This is a genomic window from Streptomyces sp. NPDC047072 (assembly GCF_040643855.1).
GTDB lineage: Bacteria > Actinomycetota > Actinomycetes > Streptomycetales > Streptomycetaceae > Streptomyces.
Genome location: NZ_JBEYVC010000210.1, coordinates 1 through 18,014, shown reverse-complemented (window position 1 = coordinate 18,014; position 18,014 = coordinate 1). Strand labels below are relative to the sequence as shown.

The following is an 18,014-nucleotide window of genomic DNA, read 5'->3' as shown; positions in this document are numbered from 1 at the left end:
GTGGCGGGCGCGTTCGACGCGTTGCTGGGTGAGCCACTGGCCGGGGCTGATGCCGACCTCCTTGCGGAAGCGGCGGGTGAAGGTGCGCACGGACAGGCGGCCGCCGCGAGGACCCGGACGGCGGCTCGAACGGCCGCGCCACAGTGGGCTGCCCGTACACGTCCCCACCCCGCGCACCCCCTCCACCCCGCTCTCCTTCGCCGTACGCCCCCTCGCCCTCCCCGGCACCGCCGCCCTGCCCGTCGGGGAACCCGCCACTGCGTCCCTGCCTGTCGGACAACCCAGCACCGTCCCCTTGCCTCTCCGGGAATCCGGCACCACCTTCCTGCATCTCCGGGAACCCGCCACCGCCCCCGTGGGCATCTCCGGACGCCCCGCCCCCCGGCCGCGCGTCCTCCGGCCCCCGCAACTCCTCCGGCACCCTCAGATACGGATTGGTGGCCGCGTTCGGCGGCCGATACGGCGTACCGGGCACATACGGCCCCGATCCCGCACTGTGCGCCCCGGACCGCCCGTCGCCGCCGCTCCCGGAGCCCTCCCCAGGGGAACCGGCACCGCCTCCGTGCGCCCCCGGCACCTCTCCGGGCTGCCGGCCACCACCGACCTGCGCCCCCGGCACGTCTCCAGACCGCCCGCCACCACCGGCCCACGCCCCCGCCTGACGGCTCCCGGGCCCCTGCCCACCCGCGCCGCCCTGTCCGCCGTACGGTCCAGAGTCTTGCCCGTAGGGGCCGCCCTCTCCGCCGTAGGCCCCGGAGCCCTGCCCCTGAGGGCCGCCCTGCCCGCTGTAGGCCCCGGAGCCCTGCTCCTGAGGGCCGGCCCGTCCTCCCGGCGCCCCGGCACCCTGTCCGTACGGTCCGGCCCCGCCGCCATAACCCCCCGCGCCGTGCCCGTACGACTCCGGTCCGCCCCGATACGCCTCCGGGCCGCGTCCATAAGGCCCGCCTGCCCCTGCATAGGGCCCGCCCGCCCCTGCCGCCCCCTCGTACGGCCCGCTCTCCCCGCCGTACGCAGGATGTCCCGTCGGCCCGGCAGCCGCTGTACTCCCGTCCACGCCACGCAGTGCCAGCGCCGAGGCCCGCTGTCCCGCCGCTCCCGTCGCGCGGGCCAGCAGCGCCCCCGCCGCCCCCGCGGCCGCCCCCCACAGCGCACCCAGAAGCAGCGCCAGGCCGAGTTGTCCGCGCAGCACGATCCCCGCGCCGAACGCGTCGAACCCGAGGACGGACAAGGACGCGTCCACCGACAGCTCGGTCAGCCAGGCCAGCAGCGGCAGCCCCAGCGCGGTCGCGATCCCCAGCCGTACGGCACACCGCCCCGCGAAAGCGAGAGCCCCTGGATCCCGTACACCCGCGGAGCCACCCCCCGCCGTCCCGCTCCCGGCACCGGTGTCCCAGCCCCCGCCACCCCCCGCCGTCCCCCGACCAGCATCCGGGTCCCAGCCCCCGCCACCCGCGACCGCCCCTTCCGCCGCCCGAACCCCCACCGGCGTCCGCACCGCGGCCAGCACCCCCGCCAGCAGCATCATCATCGTGGCCGCCACCCCCAGCAGCCACACCCGTCCGTCGAGATCGGCCAGCCGGGCGAGCGTCACGGACTGGTCGGAGCCGGAGTTCAGGAGCCGGTCCAGCGGGTCGGGGAGGAAGTTCGTCAGCACCCCCGTCGCCCGCCCGTCGAAGGGGACGAACAGCCCGATCGGGATGCCCAGCCACACCCCGTTCGGCGCGCCCAGCAGCGCCGCTCCCGCGATCCGCTTGGGATGGTCGTCCCCGATCGCCGCGTACGCCCCCGCCGCGAACCCCGCGGCCACCGCGACCAGCGCCACCGTCACCAGCGCGGACGCGGCCGGCCGTACGACCCGGTGCACGGCCTCCCACCCCCGGGGCAGCGGTGTACGACGGGACGCCAGCAGCGCGATCAGCAGGATCCCCGCCGACCAGCCGAGCCCGCCCAGCAGCGTCGGCACGGTGTCGACCGTGAAGCCGACCGCCGCCTTCGCGTCGACGAGACCGCCGATCTTGTCCGGCAGCAGCCCGCCGATGTCCCCGACGTCACCCAGCCCGGGGATCTCCAGACCGCCCGTGCCGGGGATGTCGTCGAGCCCCAGCGAGCTCCCGTCGATCGTGATGACGTCGTGCCCGGCCCAGGCGAGCCCGCCCAGCGTCGCCACGAACAGCGCGACCACCGCACCCGCGCGCGCGAGGAGCTCGGACGGCGCGATCACCGCTCCGGCGCCCCGCAGCGACCGTAGGAAGAACCAGGCCAGCAGCAGCGCGCCGACCAGGCTCACCCCCAATGGCGTGATCTCGATGGCCGTCGCCGCCTGCGCGCCCGTCAACCCGAAGGCGGACACATCACCGGACGGGGTGACCGAACCACCCGCCGCAAGGGCCACAACAGCCGCTGTCATCGGGCCCAGCGAGGCCGCCGAGTCGGCCTCCAGAAGATGCAGTCCGAGCGCGGCCACCCCGGCCATGCCGATCAACGCCCAGCTCACGGCGGATATCGCGGACAGCAGGATGTCGCCCCACGGCAGTTTCACGCCGTGCTTGTCGGTCTCGATGCCCATGGACGCACTCATGGCAGACCCCCCGATCCGCGGCGCGGCGCAAACCGCGCGTGTCCCCCTCGCGTGGATTACCACTCTCCGGGTCGGTTTCCACCCCGTCAACGGAACCGGGCGAAGCGTGCGTTCGTGGTCTTCACGGGGCGTGGATTTCGGTCATGGGGTGGAGCCTGAAGTGGTTCCCGACGATGTTCGACATCCCTAGACTCCCTGTGTTGGGGGCAACTCGGGGGACTACTCATGGGGCATGGAGTGGCGGAACTCGTACTGGAATCGAATGGGCGCACCTGGACTCTCGACCCGTCCAGGCCGTACACCCTTGGACGTGATCCGCAGGGGGACATCGTGTTCGACGACGCCAGGGTCTCCTGGCGGCACGCCACGATCAGCTGGAGCGGGCGTGGTTGGATCATCGAGGACCACAACTCGACCAACGGCACGTTCGTGCAGGGGCAGCGGATCCACCAGCGGGACATAGGGCCCGGTACGGCCGTCCACCTCGGCAATGCGAACGACGGCCCGCTGCTGAGCCTGTCCGGCGCGGCGGCCGCGGTCGCGCCGTCGCAGCAGCAGCCGTACGCCGCCCGGAGCGCGAACCCGGGCTGGGCCCAGCAGGCACCACAGGCTCAGCAGGCACCGCAGGCCCAGCCGGCACCGCAGGCCCATCCCGCGCCGCAGGCCGAGCCGACGCCGCAGCAGGCTCCCCGGCAGCAGATTCCGCAGCAACAGGCCCCGCAGACACCACAGTCCGCCTGGCCGCAGCCGGCCTCGTCGCACCACCGCGGCCCCCAGGACCCCGGCCCCGACGCGCCGCCCGTCTACGGCGACCGCAGCCCGACCACGTTCCACCAGTTCACCATCGGCCGCATCATGCGCATCGGCCGCGCGTTGGAGAACGACCTGGTCGTCTCCGACCTGCAGGTCTCGCGCAAGCACGCCGAGTTCCACTCGATGCCCGACGGCCGCATGGAGATCCGCGACCTCGGCTCGCACAACGGCACGTACGTCAACGGTCAGCCGATCACCAAGGGCGGCTCCGCGCTGCTCGGCCCGAGCGACATCGTCGGCGTCGGCCACTCCACGTTCCGGATCGTCGGCGACCGCCTGGAGGAGTTCGTCGACACCGGCGAGGTCTCCTTCTCGGCGCGCCACTTGACCGTCACGGTCGACGGCGGCAAGCAGATCCTCAAGGACGTCTCCTTCGGCGTCCCCGAGAAGTCCCTGATCGCGGTCATCGGACCGTCCGGTTCCGGCAAGTCGACGCTGCTCAAGGCGCTCACCGGCTACCGCCCCGCCAACCAGGGCGACGTCCTCTACGACAACCGCAACCTCTACAAGCAGTTCGCCGAACTGCGCCAGCGCATCGGTCTGGTCCCGCAGGACGACATCCTGCACAAGGAGCTGACGGTCAAGAAGGCGCTCAAGTACGCGGCCAAGCTCCGCTTCCCGGCCGACACCACCACCGCCGAGCGCGAGGCCCGCATCGACGAGGTGCTGCGCGAGCTGAAGCTGGACATCCACAAGGAGAAGAAGGTCACCTCCCTCTCCGGCGGCCAGCGCAAGCGCGTCTCGGTGGCCCTGGAGCTGCTCACCAAGCCGTCGCTGATCTTCCTCGACGAGCCGACCTCCGGCCTCGACCCGGGCATGGACCGCGATGTCATGCAGCTGCTGCGCGGCCTCGCCGACGACGGCCGCACGGTCCTCGTCGTCACCCACTCCGTCGCCGAACTCGCCCTGTGCGACAAGCTCCTGGTGATGGCCCCGGGCGGCGCCGTCGCCTACTTCGGACCGCCCGAGGAGGCGCTCAACTTCTTCGGCTACGACACCTGGGCCGACGTCTTCTCCGCCTTCGAGAACTACCGCGACTACGACTGGGCCGGGCGCTGGAAGGGGTCGCAGCACTACCAGATCTACGCCGCCGACATAGACGCCGTTGCCCCGCAGTCCGTACAGATGCCTCCGATGCAGGCGATGAAGCCGCCCAAACCGCAGGGCTGGATGGGCCAGTTCGGGACACTCGTGCGCCGCTATGTCTCGGTCATCGCCTCCGACAAGGGCTTCCTGGCCCTGACGGTGATCCTGCCGCTCGTCCTCGGCGCGGTGAGCCTGCTGATCGACTTCGGCGACAACCTGCTGCCCAAGCCGGTCGACCCGAGGACCAAGCTCCCCGAACCGAACAGCACGGCCACCACGGTCCTGCTGATCCTCGCGGTCGGCGCCTGCTTCGCCGGCGCGGCCAACTCCGTCCGCGAACTGATCAAGGAACGGGTCATCTACGAGCGGGAGCGCGCCACCGGCCTGTCCCGCACCGCGTACCTGATGTCCAAGGTGGTCGTGCTCGGCGTGATCACCATCCTGCAGGGCCTGATGGTCGGCCTCATCGGCTTCGCCACCCGCGGCCTCCCGAAGGAGGGCCTCGTCCTCGGCAGCGCCACCCTCGCCGAGCTGTGCCTGCCGATCATGGGCCTCGGCTTCACGTCGATGATGTTCGGCCTGATCATCTCGGCGCTGGTGAAGACGTCCGAGAAGACCATGCCGCTGCTCGTCATGTTCGCGATCGTCCAGGTGGTCTTCACCGGCTGTCTGTTCACCCTGCACGGCACGATCGCCGTCAACGAGCTCTCGTACCTGATGCCGTCCCGCTGGGCGGTCGCGGCCGCGGGCGCCACGCTGGACTTCAACCAGGTCAACCCGCCCGTCAAACCGGGCGACTCACCCGATCCGCTGTGGGACCACACCGTCAGCACCTGGGGGCTCAACATGCTCGCCCTCATCGCCCTCGGCGTGGTCTGCGGGTTCTTCGTGGCGCGCTTCCTGCGCCGTCACGAGCCCGAGGTCATGCGGAAGTGATCAGTACGCGCTGTTCACGTTGTCGATCGAGCCGTACCGGTCGGCCGCGTAGTTCGCCGCGGCGGTGATGTTGGCGACCGGGTCGTACTGGCTCCAGGCGGTCCCGGCCACGTGGTACGCGTCGAAGGTCGGCTTGATGATCTGGAGCAGGCCGATCGACGGGGTGCCGTTGATCGCGTTGACGTCCCAGCCGTTGATCGCGTTCGGGTTCCCGGAGGACTCCCGCATGATGTTGCGGTACAGGCCGTTGTAGGAACCCGGGATGCCCTTGGACTTCATGATGTCCAGGGACTCCTTGATCCAGCCGTCCAGGTTGTTCGCGTACGTCTTCGTCGCGGCGGCCTTGATCGCGGCACGCTTGGCGGACCGGCTCGCGGCCTCCTTCGCCTTGCGCGCGGCGGCGGCCTTCTTGGCGGCGGCCGCGGCGGCCTTCTTCTTCGCGGCGGCGGCCTTGGCCTTCGCGGCGGCCTCCGCCTTGGCCTTTGCCGCAGCCTCGGCCTTCGCCTCGGCGGCCTTCTGGAGGCTCTGGCCGGCGAGCTGCTCGGAGACGCCCGCCTTGAGGTCCTTCAGCTGCTCGGAGTCGTACGCCACCGGCGCCTGGACGGCGGCCGCCTCGGACGTGGTGGTCTCCGCGTTGCCCGGCACCGCGGAGAACGCGACAGCGGCGGCGCCGAGCGTGGCGACACCGGCGACGGCGATCTTCTGGCGCTTGGACAGCGCGCGGCCACGGCTGAGGGTGTTCTTGGGCATGCGGATGGACCTCTTCGAATAGCGGGAGGTCGCTCGCGGACCAGGGCTGAGCGACGAGAGCCATTCTTAGCGGCCGCAAAATGCCTGGGCAAAGGTGTGACGTACGATCCCCGGTAGTGGACCTACCAAGGGCAAAACGGGACAGACTGGAAGGTCTGCCCCGCTCATCGTGGAAGCCTTTCTCTCCTATGTCCCTTCGTACGTGATCTGCGCCCTATGTGCGGGCTCACATCGGACGCGGGGCAGTCTCACCGGCAGTTGCTGGAGCAATGCTCTGTGTGAGGGTTCTCCTCCGGGAGGAGGAGATGCACGTCCCCGAACTCGTGCCACAGGTAGCGCCCGCCGAGCGCCTCCTCGTACCCGCGGCCGACGGCCGCCCGCCCCGCGACCGCCTCCAGCATCAGCAGATGCGAGGCCTCCGGCTCGTGCAGCCCGGTCAGCAGCCCGTCCACCACCCGCACCCCGCGCTCCGGAGTGACCACGAGATCCGTCCACCCCGCACGCGCGCGTACGACCCCGTCGGGCCCGGCCGCCGACTCCACCGCCCGCACCGCCGTCGTCCCTACGGCGATCACCCGCCCGTCGCCCGCCTTCACCGCGTTGACCATCCGCGCCGAGGCCGCCGGCACCGCGAACCGCTCCGGATACGGCGGCTCGTGCGCCTCCGCCGAGGCCACCCCGGTGTCCAGCGCGACCGGCGCGAACTGCACACCCCGGCTCACCAGCTCCGCCACCAGCGCCGCCGTGAAGGGCCGCGCGGCACTCGGCATCTCCGCGCTCCCCGACCCGTCGGACGACGGCAGAGCGAACACCGTCTGATACACGGACAACGGCTGGTCCCGCTCCGTATAGGAGTACCGAATGGGCCGCCCGTGCTCCCGCAGGAGCTCAAGAACCTCCCCTCCGGACACCCGCGCCCACCACAGCCGCTCGCTCAGCGGCTCCTCCAGAACCAGCCGTACGTCCCCCGGCAGCCGCACCTCCGTCCCCGCGGGCCCGCCCGCACGCGCACGCGTGGTGCCCCTCCCGTCCGGTTCCCGCAGCTCCACGGTCCACCGCCCGTCGTCCCCGAGCGTCGAGAAGTGCACCACCACACGCGCGTGCCCGATCCGTCCGTCCAGGGCGGCGGCCCGCGTGGGGGAGGTGTTCACGACCAGCAGATCCCCGGCCCGCAGCAGACACGGCAGCTCCCGGAACGCGTGATGCGACACCTCGGTCCCCCGCGACACCAGCAGCCGTACGGCATCCCGCCCCAGCCCCGGCCCCCGCTGCTCGGCGGGCACCCGCGCGGACAGCTCCTCCGGTACCCGCACGGCCAGCGTCATCGCCGCCCCTCCAGGAGCGCCGGAGCCCCGTACCGCCCGCTCGGCGGCCGCTCGTCCAGGAGCCGCAGGAAGGCCGGCACCACACTGGCCGGCTCCGGCCGCGGATCCTTGTCGTCCGGTACGGCGGCCGCGTACAGGTCCGTCGCCATGTCCCCGGGATCGACCGCCCACACCCGCAGCCCTGGCTCCTCCTCGCCCAGCACGGCGGCGAGGTGGTCCAGGGCGGCCTTGGACGCCCCGTACCCGCCCCACGTCTCGTAGGCCTCGGCAGCGGCGTCCGAGCTGACGGCGATGACCGTCCCCGTCTCCGCGGCCCGCAGCAGCGGCAGCGTCTCCTGGACCAGCCCGAGGGCGGCCACGACGTTCACCTCCAGCGCGCGGCGCAGCCCGTCCAGGGGCAGCCCCTCCAGCCGTTCCAGCGGTTCTGCGCCGAGCGCGCTCGCGTTGCTGACCACGAGATCGACACCGCCGAGCTTCCAGGCCGCCGCCACCAGCTCGGCACGGTGACCGGCGTCGGTGACGTCCCCCGCCAGCGCGGTGACCCGCGCTTTGTGCGCCTGGAGCCACTCGGCCGTCTCCCGGAGGCCCTCGGCACCCCTGGCGTCGAGCACCAGGTCCCAGCCCCGCGCGGCCAGGGCCTCGGCGAGCGCCCGCCCCAGCCCCTTCGACGCCCCCGTGATGATCGCAACCGGCATGACAACCGTCCCCTCGTCTCCCACCGCCACCGCCGGGCGGTTCCCTCAACGTAGGAAGCCGGCCCCGCACCCCGCCTCGGACGCGGGACCCAAGACGCCGGGTCCCTTCGTCCTACGCCGCCGATCCACCGACCAACGGCCTAGGTCCCGCGCCCTAGCCGGTCGCCGTCGGCGGTCCGATCCGGGTTGTCACACCCCGCCGGTACCGTGAGGGCATGAGTCAAGGCCCCCGGTCCGGCCTCGCCGCGGTGAGTTCCGCGCTGCTGGCCATGAGCAGGCACCTGGAGGTGCGCGACGTCCTCAAGACGATCGTCGCCTCGGCCCGCGAGCTGCTCGACGCGCAGTACGCCGCCCTCGGCGTCCCGGACGACCACGGCGGCTTCGCCCAGTTCGTGGTCGACGGCGTCAGCGACGAGCAGTGGAAGGCGATCGGCCCGCTCCCGCGCCAGCACGGCATCCTCGCCGCGATGCTCCAGGAGGCCCGGCCCGAGCGCCTCGCCGACGTCCGCAAGGACCCCCGCTTCGAGGGCTGGCCGTCCGCCCACCCCGACATGTCCGACTTCCTGGGCCTGCCGATCCGCGACGGCGACGAGGTGATCGGCGCACTCTTCCTGGCCAACAAGAACTGCCCCAAACCAGAGGGCAGTTGCGGCTTCACGGAAGAGGACGAGGAACTGCTCTCGATCCTCGCCCAGCACGCCGCGATCGCCCTCACCAACGCCCGCCTCTACGAACGCAGCCGCGAACTCACCATCGCCGAGGAGCGCTCCCGGCTGGCCCACGAACTGCACGACGCGGTCAGCCAGAAGCTCTTCTCGCTGCGCCTGACCGCCCAGGCCGCGGCCGCCCTCGTCGACCGCGACCCCTCCCGCGCCAAGGGCGAACTGCAGCAGGTCGCCGCGCTCGCCGCCGAGGCCGCCGACGAACTGCGCGCCGCCGTCGTCGAGTTGCGCCCCGCCGCCCTGGACGAGGACGGCCTCACCGCCACCCTGCGCACTCAGATCCAGGTCCTCGACCGCGCCCACAGCGCGCGCGTGACCTTCGCCGCCCGCAACTTCCGCGCCCTGCCCGCCGCCCAGGAGGAGGCCGTCCTCCGCGTCGCCCAGGAAGCCCTGCACAACGCGCTGCGGCATTCGGGAGCGGAGCATGTCGACGTCACGCTGGACCGGCGCGGCGCCGGAGCCGTCCTGCGCGTCACCGACGACGGCAGCGGCTTCGACCCCAAGACCGTGCGCCGCGCGGGGCGCCACCTGGGCCTGGTCTCCATGCGGGACCGCACCAGCGGGGTCAGCGGCACGCTGACCGTGGAATCGGCGCCCGGCAAGGGCACCACGATCGAGATGGAGGTCCCCGGTGGCTGACGCGATCAAGGTCCTGCTCGTCGACGACCACCAGGTCGTCCGCCGGGGCCTGCGCACCTTCCTCGAAGTACAGGACGACATCGAGGTCGTGGGCGAGGCCGCCGACGGCGCCGAGGGCGTCGAGCGCGCGGAGGAACTGAAACCCGACATCGTCCTCATGGACGTCAAGATGCCGGGGATGGACGGCATCGACGCGCTGCGCCGGCTCCGCGAGCTGGACAACCCCGCGCGCGTGCTCATCGTCACCAGCTTCACCGAACAGCGCACGGTCGTCCCGGCCCTGCGCGCGGGCGCCGCCGGCTACGTCTACAAGGACGTCGACCCGGACGCCCTCGCCGGCGCCATCCGCTCCGTCCACGCCGGGCACATCCTGCTCCAACCCGAGGTCGCGGGCGCCCTGTTGTCCCAGGAGGAGAACAACTCCGGCCAGGGCAGAGGCGGTTCGCTCACCGAGCGGGAGCGCGAGGTACTCGGGCTGATAGCGGACGGCCGCTCCAACCGGGAGATCGCCCGCGCCCTGGTCCTCTCCGAGAAGACCGTCAAGACCCACGTCTCGAACATCCTGATGAAGCTCGACCTGGCGGACCGGACCCAGGCGGCGCTATGGGCGGTTCGGCACGGCGTGGCCGGTTGATCCGGACCGAGATTCATACCGTCGTGGGAATGTCCCCCGGATGGCGCAACCTCCGACGATCTCCGCCGTTCTCCAGTGCGTGCCGCGGCGATTGCCGCGGCAATCGCTAGGAGGGGTTACGACAGTGAAGAACCTGAAGAAGGCAGCGGCCGTGACGATGGTGGCCGGCGGACTGGTCGCCGCCGGTGCCGGTATGGCCTCCGCCACCGACGGCTCGCACGCCGACGGCAAGGCCGTGGGCTCGCCCGGCGTCGTCTCGGGCAACCTCGTCCAGGCCCCGGTGCACGTCCCCGTCAACGCGGTGGGCAACAGCGTCAACGTCATCGGCGTGCTGAACCCCGCCTTCGGGAACCTCGGCATCAACCGCTGACACCTGTCGCCGAGCGTGCGGTGACTTCGGCCTCCTGGACGCACCCCGCGTCCGGGAGGCCGGTCCGTTTGTCGGGTGAATGATCCGATCGGGCAGTCCTGCGCGGTTTCCCGTACCGTCCGGCGATCTTCCGGCGTTGTGCCAGCACACGACCCGTGGCCGGGTCGGATACGCAAACGCAGGAGGAACGCTTCTCATGAACATCGCCAAGAAGGCCGCCGTGGCCCTCACTGTCGCCGGTATCGCCACGGGTGCTGCCGCCGGTGCGGCGGTCGCCGACGCGGGCGCCGACGGCGCGGCCGTCAAGTCGCCGGGTGTCGGCTCGGGCAACCTCGGCCAGGTGCCGGTCCACGTCCCGGTGAACGTGGTCGGCAACACCGCCAACCTCATCGCTCTGCTGAACCCGGCCTTCGGCAACACCGGCGTGAACGACTGACGTCGGGTCTTGGCCGACGAGGGGTCCCTTGAGTCAATGGCGACTTGAGGGGCCCCTCGTTGTGTGTGGGGGAGAAAGGGGAGAAGGCGCTCAGCCGACCCTTCTCTCCAAGTCCTCCACGTATGCGTTGTACGCGGCCACCTGGGCTCTGCGGGCCGTTCGTTCCACCGGGCGGAGAACATCGGCCCTCGCCGCCATCTCTCCGGCGGTCACCGCTGCTCCGTGGCCGTTCTCCGTCGCCAGGGAGACGAGCAGGCCGACTCGCTGCGCCAGCTCCAGGACCCGTACCGCTCGCGGCGGGTACCCCGGTGCCAGCACCTCCCGACCCCGCTCCGCCCTTGCCCGGTACGCGTCGATCGCCGCCTCCGCCGCCGGGCCCGAGCCGGCCACGTCCAGCCGTGCCAGCACCTCCGTCGCATCCCTGAGGGCTTCCGCCAGTTCGCGTTCCGCCTCGCCCAGGGACGGAACGTCCGCCGGCGGGGCCTCGCGGACCGGCAGGACGTGCCAGATCACCTCGACATGGACGTCACCGGCGGGCCCGGCCTCGTACACCTCCGGCACCAGGCCCAGGGCGGCGCCGTAACAGAGGACCGCCTCCTCGGCCTCCAGGGCCCGGGCGTTGAACTCGGACGGGCCGCTGAGGCCGAGGGGGTGGCCGGGGGCGGGGAGGGCGACGCGCAGGCCGGTCACGCCGAGGGAGCGGAGGCGCCCCAGGGCGAGGGTGAGACCGACCGGTGCCGTCTCGCCCGGCAGACCTTCGACCCGGTGCATGGCGTCGTCCCCCACGATGGCGAGGACGGCGTCGTCCGGTGAGACAAGTCCGGCCAAAAGGCCATTTCCCCAAGCGGCGAGGCGTCCAGAGCGTGGTTCCGAGAGCATGCCCCCAGACTAAGGACCGGACCGATGGATGGGAGCGGCCGACCGGTGGCGTAGATTTCCTTGAGGGCTGTGCCCGAAGGCGCCCACAGGCGCACGCGACAGCCGAGACGCCGAGACCGGTCACACTGCAAGGGGAGACAACGCGCTCATGAGCGATGTTCTGGAGCTTCAGGACGTATCCGTGGTCCGTGAGGGCCGGGCTCTGGTGGACCAGGTCGACTGGTCGGTCAAGGAGGGCGAGCGCTGGGTCATCCTCGGCCCCAACGGCGCCGGCAAGACCACGCTCCTGAACCTCGCCTCCAGCTACCTCTACCCCAGCAAGGGCAGCGTCTCGATCCTCGGCGAGACCCTCGGCAGGCCCGGCACCGACGTCTTCGAACTGCGCCCCCGCATCGGCATGGCCGGCATCGCGATGTCCGACAAGCTCCCCAAGCGCCAGACCGTCCTGGAGACCGTGCTCACCGCCGCGTACGGCATGACCGCGGGCTGGCAGGAGGAGTACGAGGACATCGACGAGCAGCGTGCCCGGGCTTTCCTCGACCGCCTCGGCATGAGCGACTACCTGGACCGCAAGTTCGGCACCCTCTCCGAGGGCGAGCGCAAGCGCACCCTCATCGCCCGCGCCCTGATGACCGACCCCGAGCTGCTCCTCCTCGACGAGCCCGCCGCCGGTCTCGACCTCGGCGGCCGCGAGGACCTCGTACGGCGTCTCGGCCGGCTCGCGCGCGACCCGATCGCCCCCTCGATGCTCATGGTGACCCACCACGTCGAGGAGATCGCCCCCGGCTTCACCCACGTCCTCATGATCCGCCAGGGCAAGGTCCTCGCCGCGGGCCCGATCGAGCTGGAGCTCACCTCCCGCAACCTCTCCCTCTGCTTCGGCCTGCCCCTGGTCGTCGAGCAGGTCGGCGAGCGCTGGACCGCGCAGGGCCTGCCGCTGTCGTGATCAAGTGAAGTACCCGCGAAAACCCGGGTAAGAAGCGGGTTCACGCCGGATCGCGCCCTGTCGGAGCCGGTACCCGCGGACCTACCATTGAGCCTGTGAACGACATCGACGCATGGGTGTGGTGGCTCGTCGGCGCGGCAGCGCTCGGAATCCCGCTCGTGGTGACCGCGATGCCGGAGTTCGGCATGCTCGCGCTGGGCGCCGTCGCCGCGGCGGTCGCCTCCGGCCTCGGCGGTGACATCGTCGTCCAGGTGCTCGTCTTCGCCGTCGTCTCGGTGGCCCTGATCGCCGTCGTACGCCCCATCGCGGCCCGGCACGGCACACAACGCCCCCAACTCGTCACGGGCATCGACGCGTTGAAGGGCAGGCAGGCCGTCGTCCTGGAACGCGTCGACGGCGCGGGTGGCCGGATCAAGCTCGCCGGGGAGGTCTGGTCGGCCCGCGCGCTCGACGTCGACCGCACCTACGAGGCAGGCCAGGAAGTGGACGTCGTGGACATCGAGGGAGCCACGGCGATCGTCATGTGACCTCGCCGGATGCAACTGAACCGAACGCACCACGAGTCACTCGACGGTCTGTCAGACTCGACCAGCAAGATCTTCAACAGGCATAAGATCTTCCGAAAACGCCGAGGCGGAGAAGGGCACGGGGAGCACGATGGAACCGGTCATCATCGTCTTGATCATTCTGGTGGTGTTGGTCTTCATCGCCCTGATCAAGACGATCCAGGTCATCCCGCAGGCGAGCGCCGCCATCGTGGAGCGCTTCGGCCGCTACACGCGGACGCTCAACGCGGGACTCAACATCGTGGTGCCGTTCATCGACACCATCCGCAACCGCATCGACCTGCGTGAACAGGTCGTGCCGTTCCCGCCGCAGCCGGTGATCACCCAGGACAACCTGGTCGTCAACATCGACACGGTCATCTACTACCAGGTGACCGACGCGCGGGCCGCGACCTACGAGGTCGCCAGCTACATCCAGGCCATCGAGCAGCTCACCGTCACCACGCTCCGCAACATCATCGGTGGCATGGACCTGGAGCGGACCCTGACCTCCCGCGAGGAGATCAACGCGGCCCTGCGCGGCGTCCTCGACGAGGCCACCGGCAAGTGGGGCATCCGCGTCAACCGCGTCGAGCTCAAGGCGATCGAGCCGCCCACCTCCATCCAGGACTCGATGGAGAAGCAGATGCGCGCCGACCGTGACAAGCGCGCCGCGATCCTCACCGCCGAAGGTACCCGCCAGGCCGCGATCCTCACCGCCGAGGGTGAGAAGCAGTCCCAGATCCTGCGCGCCGAGGGTGAGGCCAAGGCCGCGGCCCTGCGCGCGGAAGGTGAAGCGCAGGCGGTCCGCACGGTCTTCGAGGCGATCCACGCCGGCGACCCGGACCAGAAGCTCCTCAGCTACCAGTACCTCCAGATGCTCCCCAAGATCGCCGAAGGCGACGCCAACAAGCTCTGGATCGTCCCCAGCGAGATCGGCGACGCCCTCAAGGGCCTCTCCGGCGCCATGGGCAACTTCGGCGGCATGGGCGGCGGTTCGAACGGCAACAGCGGCACCGAACGCCGAGAGAACCCCAAGATCGACTGACAGCGTGCTGGTACGAGACCGGGGCCCACCTCCTGGAAGGTGAGCCCCGGTTCTTCGTACGGTGACGGGCTAGGCGGCCTCCCCGGCCAACCAGTCCGGCAGCGCCGAGAAGTCCTCGTGCCCCAGCGAGAGCAGCATCGCGTCGGCCGGGGTCGGCTCGAACGGCTCCCGCAGCAACGGCATCCCCGCCTCCAGCGGAGTCCGGTTCGCCTTGCGGTGGTTGTCCTCCGCGCAGGACGCCACCGTGTTCAACCAGGTGTCCTGCCCGCCCTGGGACCGTGGCAGCACGTGGTCCACGGTCGTGGCCCTGCGCCCGCAGTACGCGCACCGGTGCCGGTCACGCACCAGAACACCCCGCCTGGACCACGGGGCTTGTCTTCGGAACGGCACCCGCACATACCTGCACAGCCTGATCACCCGAGGCGCCGGTATGTCGACATCGGCTCCGCGCATCCGCAGCTCGGGGTGGGACTGCTCGACGACGGCCTTGTCCTGGAGCACCAGAACGACGGCTCGGTTCAACGTCACTGTCGACAGCGGCTCGAAGCTCGCGTTCAGAACCAGCGTGTCCCGCATTCCAGCCCACCTCCCACGTCACCGGCCCACCCCCTGGCGGGCTTGGATCAACTCTGGCCGGGCACGCCGAGATGGACAACGCAATAAAAAATGCCCGCCCCTGATCAATTCCAAGACCAGAGGCGGGCAAACGTTCCATGAACGTCAGTCTTCGGCGGGCACCTCGTACTCACCGATGAGCTGCGCCCGCGCGATCGCGTGGAACCGCAGGTTGAAGCCCACATAGGCGGGAGAGGCGTCGGAATCCGGCCCGAGCTTCTCCTGGTCCACGGCGTACACCGTGAAGACGTACCGGTGCGGCCCGTCCCCGGCCGGCGGGGCCGCGCCACCGAAGTCCTTCGACCCGTAGTCGTTGCGCGCCTGTACGGCACCCTCCGGCAGCCCCTCGAACTTCCCGCTGCCCGCGCCCACCGGCAGCTCGGTCACCGAGGCCGGGATGTCGAACACGACCCAGTGCCAGAACCCGCTGCCCGTAGGGGCGTCGGGGTCGTAGCAGGTCACGGCGAAGCTCTTGGTCTCAGTCGGGAAGCCCTCCCAGCGCAGCTGCGGAGAGGTGTTGCCGGCCTCGTAGACCTGAGCGTCCTTGAGCGTGCCACCCTCCCGCACGTCCTCGCTCGTCACCGTGAACGACGGCACGGGCGGGTGGAAGTCATGGGGGAGCGGCCGCCGCTTGAGCTCGGTCACCTCGGTACCTCCTGATCGATTACTGGAATCAGCAGTTCCGAGCCTAGAACCAGTTGCGCTTGCTGCCGACCTCGGACAGCCACTGGTTGAGGTAGCCGGCCCAGTCCGTGGCGTGGAAGTCGTGCAGACCCACCTGGAAGGACCGGAAGGTGTCGCTGCCCTCACTGAACAGACCGGGCTTCTTGTCCATCTCCAGCACGACGTCCATGGCGTTGCCGTCGGCCACGAAGCTCAACTCGACCTGGTTCAGCCCGCGGTACTGCTGCGGCGGGAAGAACTCGATCTCCTGGTAGAATGGCAGCTGCTGACGGGTGCCCCGGATGTGACCGCGCTCCAGGTCCGCGTTCTTGAAGCGGAAGCCCAGCTGGAGGAAGGCGTCGAGGATCGCCTTCTGCGCCGGAAGCGGGTGCACGTTGATCGGGTCCAGGTCACCGGAGTCCACGGCCCGCGCGATCGCCAGCTCGGTCGTCACCCCGATGTTCATGCCGCGCAGCTGCTGCCCGTCGATCACCGTGATCGGCGTCTCCCAGGGGATCTCCAGGCCGAACGGCACCGTGTGCACGCCCTGGGCCTTCAGCTCGAAGGCCCCGCCGAGCGACACCTTGGTGAACTCGATGTCCTGCTTGTACTCCTGGTCACCGCTCTCGACCTCGACCTTGGCCTGGAGCCCGACCGACAGCCCCTGGATCTCCTGGTCGACGGACCCGCCCTGGATCCGCACCTCGCCCTGGACGACACCACCCGGGACGACGTTGACCTCGGTCAGCACCGTCTCCACCGAAGCCCCACCGGCACCAAGGCTCGCGAGCAGCTTCTTGAACGCCATGTCTCTCCTTACAACGCGCGGATTCCTGATCCCTACAAACGCGATCCGGCCGTGGTCGGTTCCGCGCCCTCACCCTGGCAAGTTGACGGATCCTTGGCCACCCCTTGGCACCCACCCGTCTGGACTACCCTCGGTCGGCATGATCGCGTTCCCGGACCGTACGCCACTGCCACGAGAGTTCTTCGACCGCCCCGTACTGGAGGTCGCCCCCGATCTCCTCGGCCGCCTCCTCGTCCGAACCACCCCGGACGGTCCGATCGTGCTCCGCATCACAGAGGTCGAGGCCTACGACGGCCAGAGCGACCCCGGCTCCCACGCCTATCGCGGCCGCACGGCCCGCAACGGCGTGATGTTCGGTCCGCCCGGTCATGTGTACGTCTACTTCACCTACGGCATGTGGTTCTGCATGAACCTCGTCTGTGGTGAGGAGGGCCGCGCGAGCGCCGTCCTGCTCCGGGCCGGCGAGGTGGTCGAAGGCGCCGAACTGGCGCGCAAACGTCGACTCTCGGCCCGAAATGACAAGGAACTGGCCAAAGGGCCGGCCCGCCTGGCCACGGCCCTGGGGGTGGACCGAAGCCTCGACGGTACGGACGCGTGCACCTCCGGCGAGACCCCGCTGAGGGTTCTGACCGGCACCCCCGTCACCTCCGACCAGGTACTCAACGGTCCCCGCACGGGCGTGGCCGGCGAGGGCGGCGTCCACCCCTGGCGCTACTGGATCGCCAACGACCCGACGGTGAGCCCCTATCGGGCCCATGTCCCTAGGCGCCGCTCAAGTTGACGCGTCTTGGGCAGGCGCGTAACGTAGCCCGAGCCGCTTGAACGGGGTACGGCAATCGCCAGCAGCCGGAAGCGGCCAAACCACTACCTACGACTTCCCCCAGCGGGGACGAATTCGTCATGTCCGCATGCCTGAATTCAAACCTGCGGAACTCGATTATGAGTTGGCGAGGGAATCGGCTAACGTAGTGAATGTCGAAAGGCCCCGCCGACAGGGAATCAGGCCCGAAAGGATCTGATAGAGTCGGAAACGCAAGACCGAAGGGAAACTGCCCGGAGGAAAGCCCGAGAGGGTGAGTACGAAGGAAGCGTCCGTTCCTTGAGAACTCAACAGCGTGCCAAAAATCAACGCCAGATATGTTGATACCCCGTCTCCAGCATCTGCTGGGACGAGGTTCCTTTGAAGAACACAGCGAGGACGCTGTGAACGGTCGGGTTATTCCTCCGACCGTTCCGCTCCCGTGAAAAGCATTCACGGAGAGTTTGATCCTGGCTCAGGACGAACGCTGGCGGCGTGCTTAACACATGCAAGTCGAACGATGAACCACTTCGGTGGGGATTAGTGGCGAACGGGTGAGTAACACGTGGGCAATCTGCCCTTCACTCTGGGACAAGCCCTGGAAACGGGGTCTAATACCGGATAGCACTCCTTGAGGCATCTTGGGGGGTTGAAAGCTCCGGCGGTGAAGGATGAGCCCGCGGCCTATCAGCTTGTTGGTGAGGTAATGGCTCACCAAGGCGACGAC

The 18,014-nt window shown here is 70.2% G+C and carries 17 protein-coding genes and 1 rRNA gene; 10 read left to right on the top strand and 8 right to left on the bottom strand.

The window, feature by feature from the left end:
• A partial coding sequence (locus tag ABZ896_RS46585) for a streptophobe family protein (protein WP_360943346.1) occupies positions 1-2,578 on the bottom strand: 2,578 nt, incomplete at its 3' end.
• Between the two features lie 237 nt (positions 2,579-2,815).
• On the opposite strand from ABZ896_RS46585, the gene ABZ896_RS46580 reads away from it, so the two are divergent.
• Complete coding sequence (locus ABZ896_RS46580; protein ID WP_360943348.1) at positions 2,816-5,413, top strand: FHA domain-containing protein; 2,598 nt, start codon at positions 2,816-2,818, stop codon at positions 5,411-5,413.
• Here ABZ896_RS46580 and ABZ896_RS46575 read toward each other — a convergent pair whose 3' ends face one another.
• The 3 genes from ABZ896_RS46575 to ABZ896_RS46565 form a co-directional block, all read right to left on the bottom strand.
• Positions 5,414-6,163 (bottom strand): transglycosylase SLT domain-containing protein, encoded by a 750-nt coding sequence (locus tag ABZ896_RS46575; protein WP_360943344.1) that lies wholly within the window; start codon positions 6,161-6,163, stop codon positions 5,414-5,416.
• Positions 6,164-6,411: 248 nt separating this feature from the next.
• A complete protein-coding gene (locus ABZ896_RS46570; RefSeq protein ID WP_360943342.1) occupies positions 6,412-7,488 on the bottom strand; it encodes an S-adenosylmethionine:tRNA ribosyltransferase-isomerase in 1,077 nt (358 codons plus the stop codon).
• Positions 7,485-8,183, bottom strand: coding sequence for an SDR family NAD(P)-dependent oxidoreductase (locus ABZ896_RS46565; protein WP_360943340.1), 699 nt, complete (start codon positions 8,181-8,183; stop codon positions 7,485-7,487). The genes ABZ896_RS46570 and ABZ896_RS46565 overlap by 4 nt, the downstream gene beginning before the upstream one ends.
• 215 nt (positions 8,184-8,398) lie before the next feature.
• Between ABZ896_RS46565 and ABZ896_RS46560 the strand changes: the two genes are divergently transcribed.
• From ABZ896_RS46560 to ABZ896_RS46545, 4 genes are all read left to right on the top strand, one after another.
• Positions 8,399-9,544, top strand: coding sequence for a GAF domain-containing sensor histidine kinase (locus tag ABZ896_RS46560; protein ID WP_360943338.1), 1,146 nt, complete (start codon positions 8,399-8,401; stop codon positions 9,542-9,544).
• Positions 9,537-10,178, top strand: a complete 642-nt coding sequence (locus ABZ896_RS46555) for a response regulator transcription factor (protein ID WP_360943336.1) — start codon at positions 9,537-9,539, stop codon at positions 10,176-10,178. The genes ABZ896_RS46560 and ABZ896_RS46555 overlap by 8 nt, the downstream gene beginning before the upstream one ends.
• Positions 10,179-10,302: 124 nt before the next feature.
• Positions 10,303-10,548, top strand: a complete 246-nt coding sequence (chpE, locus tag ABZ896_RS46550) for a chaplin ChpE (protein ID WP_360943333.1) — start codon at positions 10,303-10,305, stop codon at positions 10,546-10,548.
• 196 nt (positions 10,549-10,744) lie between these two features.
• On the top strand, positions 10,745-10,984 hold the full coding sequence (locus ABZ896_RS46545; RefSeq protein ID WP_360943330.1) for a chaplin: 240 nt from the start codon (positions 10,745-10,747) through the stop codon (positions 10,982-10,984).
• A 90-nt stretch (positions 10,985-11,074) separates the two neighbouring features.
• Here the strand turns inward: ABZ896_RS46545 and ABZ896_RS46540 are convergent, their stop codons facing one another.
• Positions 11,075-11,863 (bottom strand): hypothetical protein, encoded by a 789-nt coding sequence (locus ABZ896_RS46540; RefSeq protein ID WP_360943327.1) that lies wholly within the window; start codon positions 11,861-11,863, stop codon positions 11,075-11,077.
• A 148-nt stretch (positions 11,864-12,011) separates the two neighbouring features.
• On the opposite strand from ABZ896_RS46540, the gene ABZ896_RS46535 reads away from it, so the two are divergent.
• The 3 genes from ABZ896_RS46535 (at position 12,012) to ABZ896_RS46525 (ending at position 14,402) form a co-directional block, all read left to right on the top strand.
• Entirely contained in the window at positions 12,012-12,809 is a 798-nt protein-coding gene (locus ABZ896_RS46535) for an ABC transporter ATP-binding protein (RefSeq protein ID WP_360943325.1), read from the top strand.
• A gap of 95 nt (positions 12,810-12,904) precedes the next feature.
• Positions 12,905-13,336, top strand: a complete 432-nt coding sequence (locus tag ABZ896_RS46530; protein ID WP_360943322.1) for an NfeD family protein — start codon at positions 12,905-12,907, stop codon at positions 13,334-13,336.
• A gap of 130 nt (positions 13,337-13,466) precedes the next feature.
• Complete coding sequence (locus ABZ896_RS46525) at positions 13,467-14,402, top strand: SPFH domain-containing protein (RefSeq protein WP_164426329.1); 936 nt, start codon at positions 13,467-13,469, stop codon at positions 14,400-14,402.
• A 69-nt stretch (positions 14,403-14,471) separates the two neighbouring features.
• Here the strand turns inward: ABZ896_RS46525 and ABZ896_RS46520 are convergent, their stop codons facing one another.
• The 3 genes from ABZ896_RS46520 to ABZ896_RS46510 form a co-directional block, all read right to left on the bottom strand.
• A complete protein-coding gene (locus ABZ896_RS46520) occupies positions 14,472-14,978 on the bottom strand; it encodes an HNH endonuclease (protein ID WP_360943319.1) in 507 nt (168 codons plus the stop codon).
• 144 nt (positions 14,979-15,122) lie between these two features.
• Positions 15,123-15,662 carry a YbhB/YbcL family Raf kinase inhibitor-like protein gene (locus ABZ896_RS46515; protein ID WP_360943316.1) on the bottom strand — a complete coding sequence of 180 codons (540 nt, stop codon included), beginning with the start codon at positions 15,660-15,662 and terminating at the stop codon, positions 15,123-15,125.
• Positions 15,663-15,705: 43 nt separating this feature from the next.
• The gene (locus ABZ896_RS46510; RefSeq protein WP_360943313.1) at positions 15,706-16,488 is read right to left on the bottom strand and encodes a sporulation protein; all 783 of its coding nucleotides are present in this window, start codon (positions 16,486-16,488) and stop codon (positions 15,706-15,708) included.
• A gap of 139 nt (positions 16,489-16,627) precedes the next feature.
• On the opposite strand from ABZ896_RS46510, the gene ABZ896_RS46505 reads away from it, so the two are divergent.
• Both ABZ896_RS46505 and ABZ896_RS46500 read left to right on the top strand, forming a co-directional pair.
• Positions 16,628-17,269, top strand: a complete 642-nt coding sequence (locus tag ABZ896_RS46505) for a DNA-3-methyladenine glycosylase (protein WP_360943310.1) — start codon at positions 16,628-16,630, stop codon at positions 17,267-17,269.
• A gap of 470 nt (positions 17,270-17,739) precedes the next feature.
• A 16S ribosomal RNA gene (locus tag ABZ896_RS46500) occupies positions 17,740-18,014 on the top strand; the annotation flags it as partial.

Bases quoted from the DNA above. Each gene is read 5' to 3' on its own strand.
- ABZ896_RS46575 (WP_360943344.1), bottom strand. From the start codon at position 6,163: ATGCCCAAGAACACCCTCAGCCGTGGCCGCGCGCTGTCCAAGCGCCAG.
- ABZ896_RS46570 (WP_360943342.1), bottom strand. From the start codon at position 7,488: ATGACGCTGGCCGTGCGGGTACCGGAGGAGCTGTCCGCGCGGGTGCCC.
- ABZ896_RS46565 (WP_360943340.1), bottom strand. From the start codon at position 8,183: ATGCCGGTTGCGATCATCACGGGGGCGTCGAAGGGGCTGGGGCGGGCG.
- ABZ896_RS46560 (WP_360943338.1), top strand. From the start codon at position 8,399: ATGAGTCAAGGCCCCCGGTCCGGCCTCGCCGCGGTGAGTTCCGCGCTG.
- ABZ896_RS46545 (WP_360943330.1), top strand. From the start codon at position 10,745: ATGAACATCGCCAAGAAGGCCGCCGTGGCCCTCACTGTCGCCGGTATC.
- ABZ896_RS46540 (WP_360943327.1), bottom strand. From the start codon at position 11,863: ATGCTCTCGGAACCACGCTCTGGACGCCTCGCCGCTTGGGGAAATGGC.
- ABZ896_RS46535 (WP_360943325.1), top strand. From the start codon at position 12,012: ATGAGCGATGTTCTGGAGCTTCAGGACGTATCCGTGGTCCGTGAGGGC.
- ABZ896_RS46525 (WP_164426329.1), top strand. From the start codon at position 13,467: ATGGAACCGGTCATCATCGTCTTGATCATTCTGGTGGTGTTGGTCTTC.
- ABZ896_RS46520 (WP_360943319.1), bottom strand. From the start codon at position 14,978: ATGCGGGACACGCTGGTTCTGAACGCGAGCTTCGAGCCGCTGTCGACA.
- ABZ896_RS46510 (WP_360943313.1), bottom strand. From the start codon at position 16,488: ATGGCGTTCAAGAAGCTGCTCGCGAGCCTTGGTGCCGGTGGGGCTTCG.
- ABZ896_RS46505 (WP_360943310.1), top strand. From the start codon at position 16,628: ATGATCGCGTTCCCGGACCGTACGCCACTGCCACGAGAGTTCTTCGAC.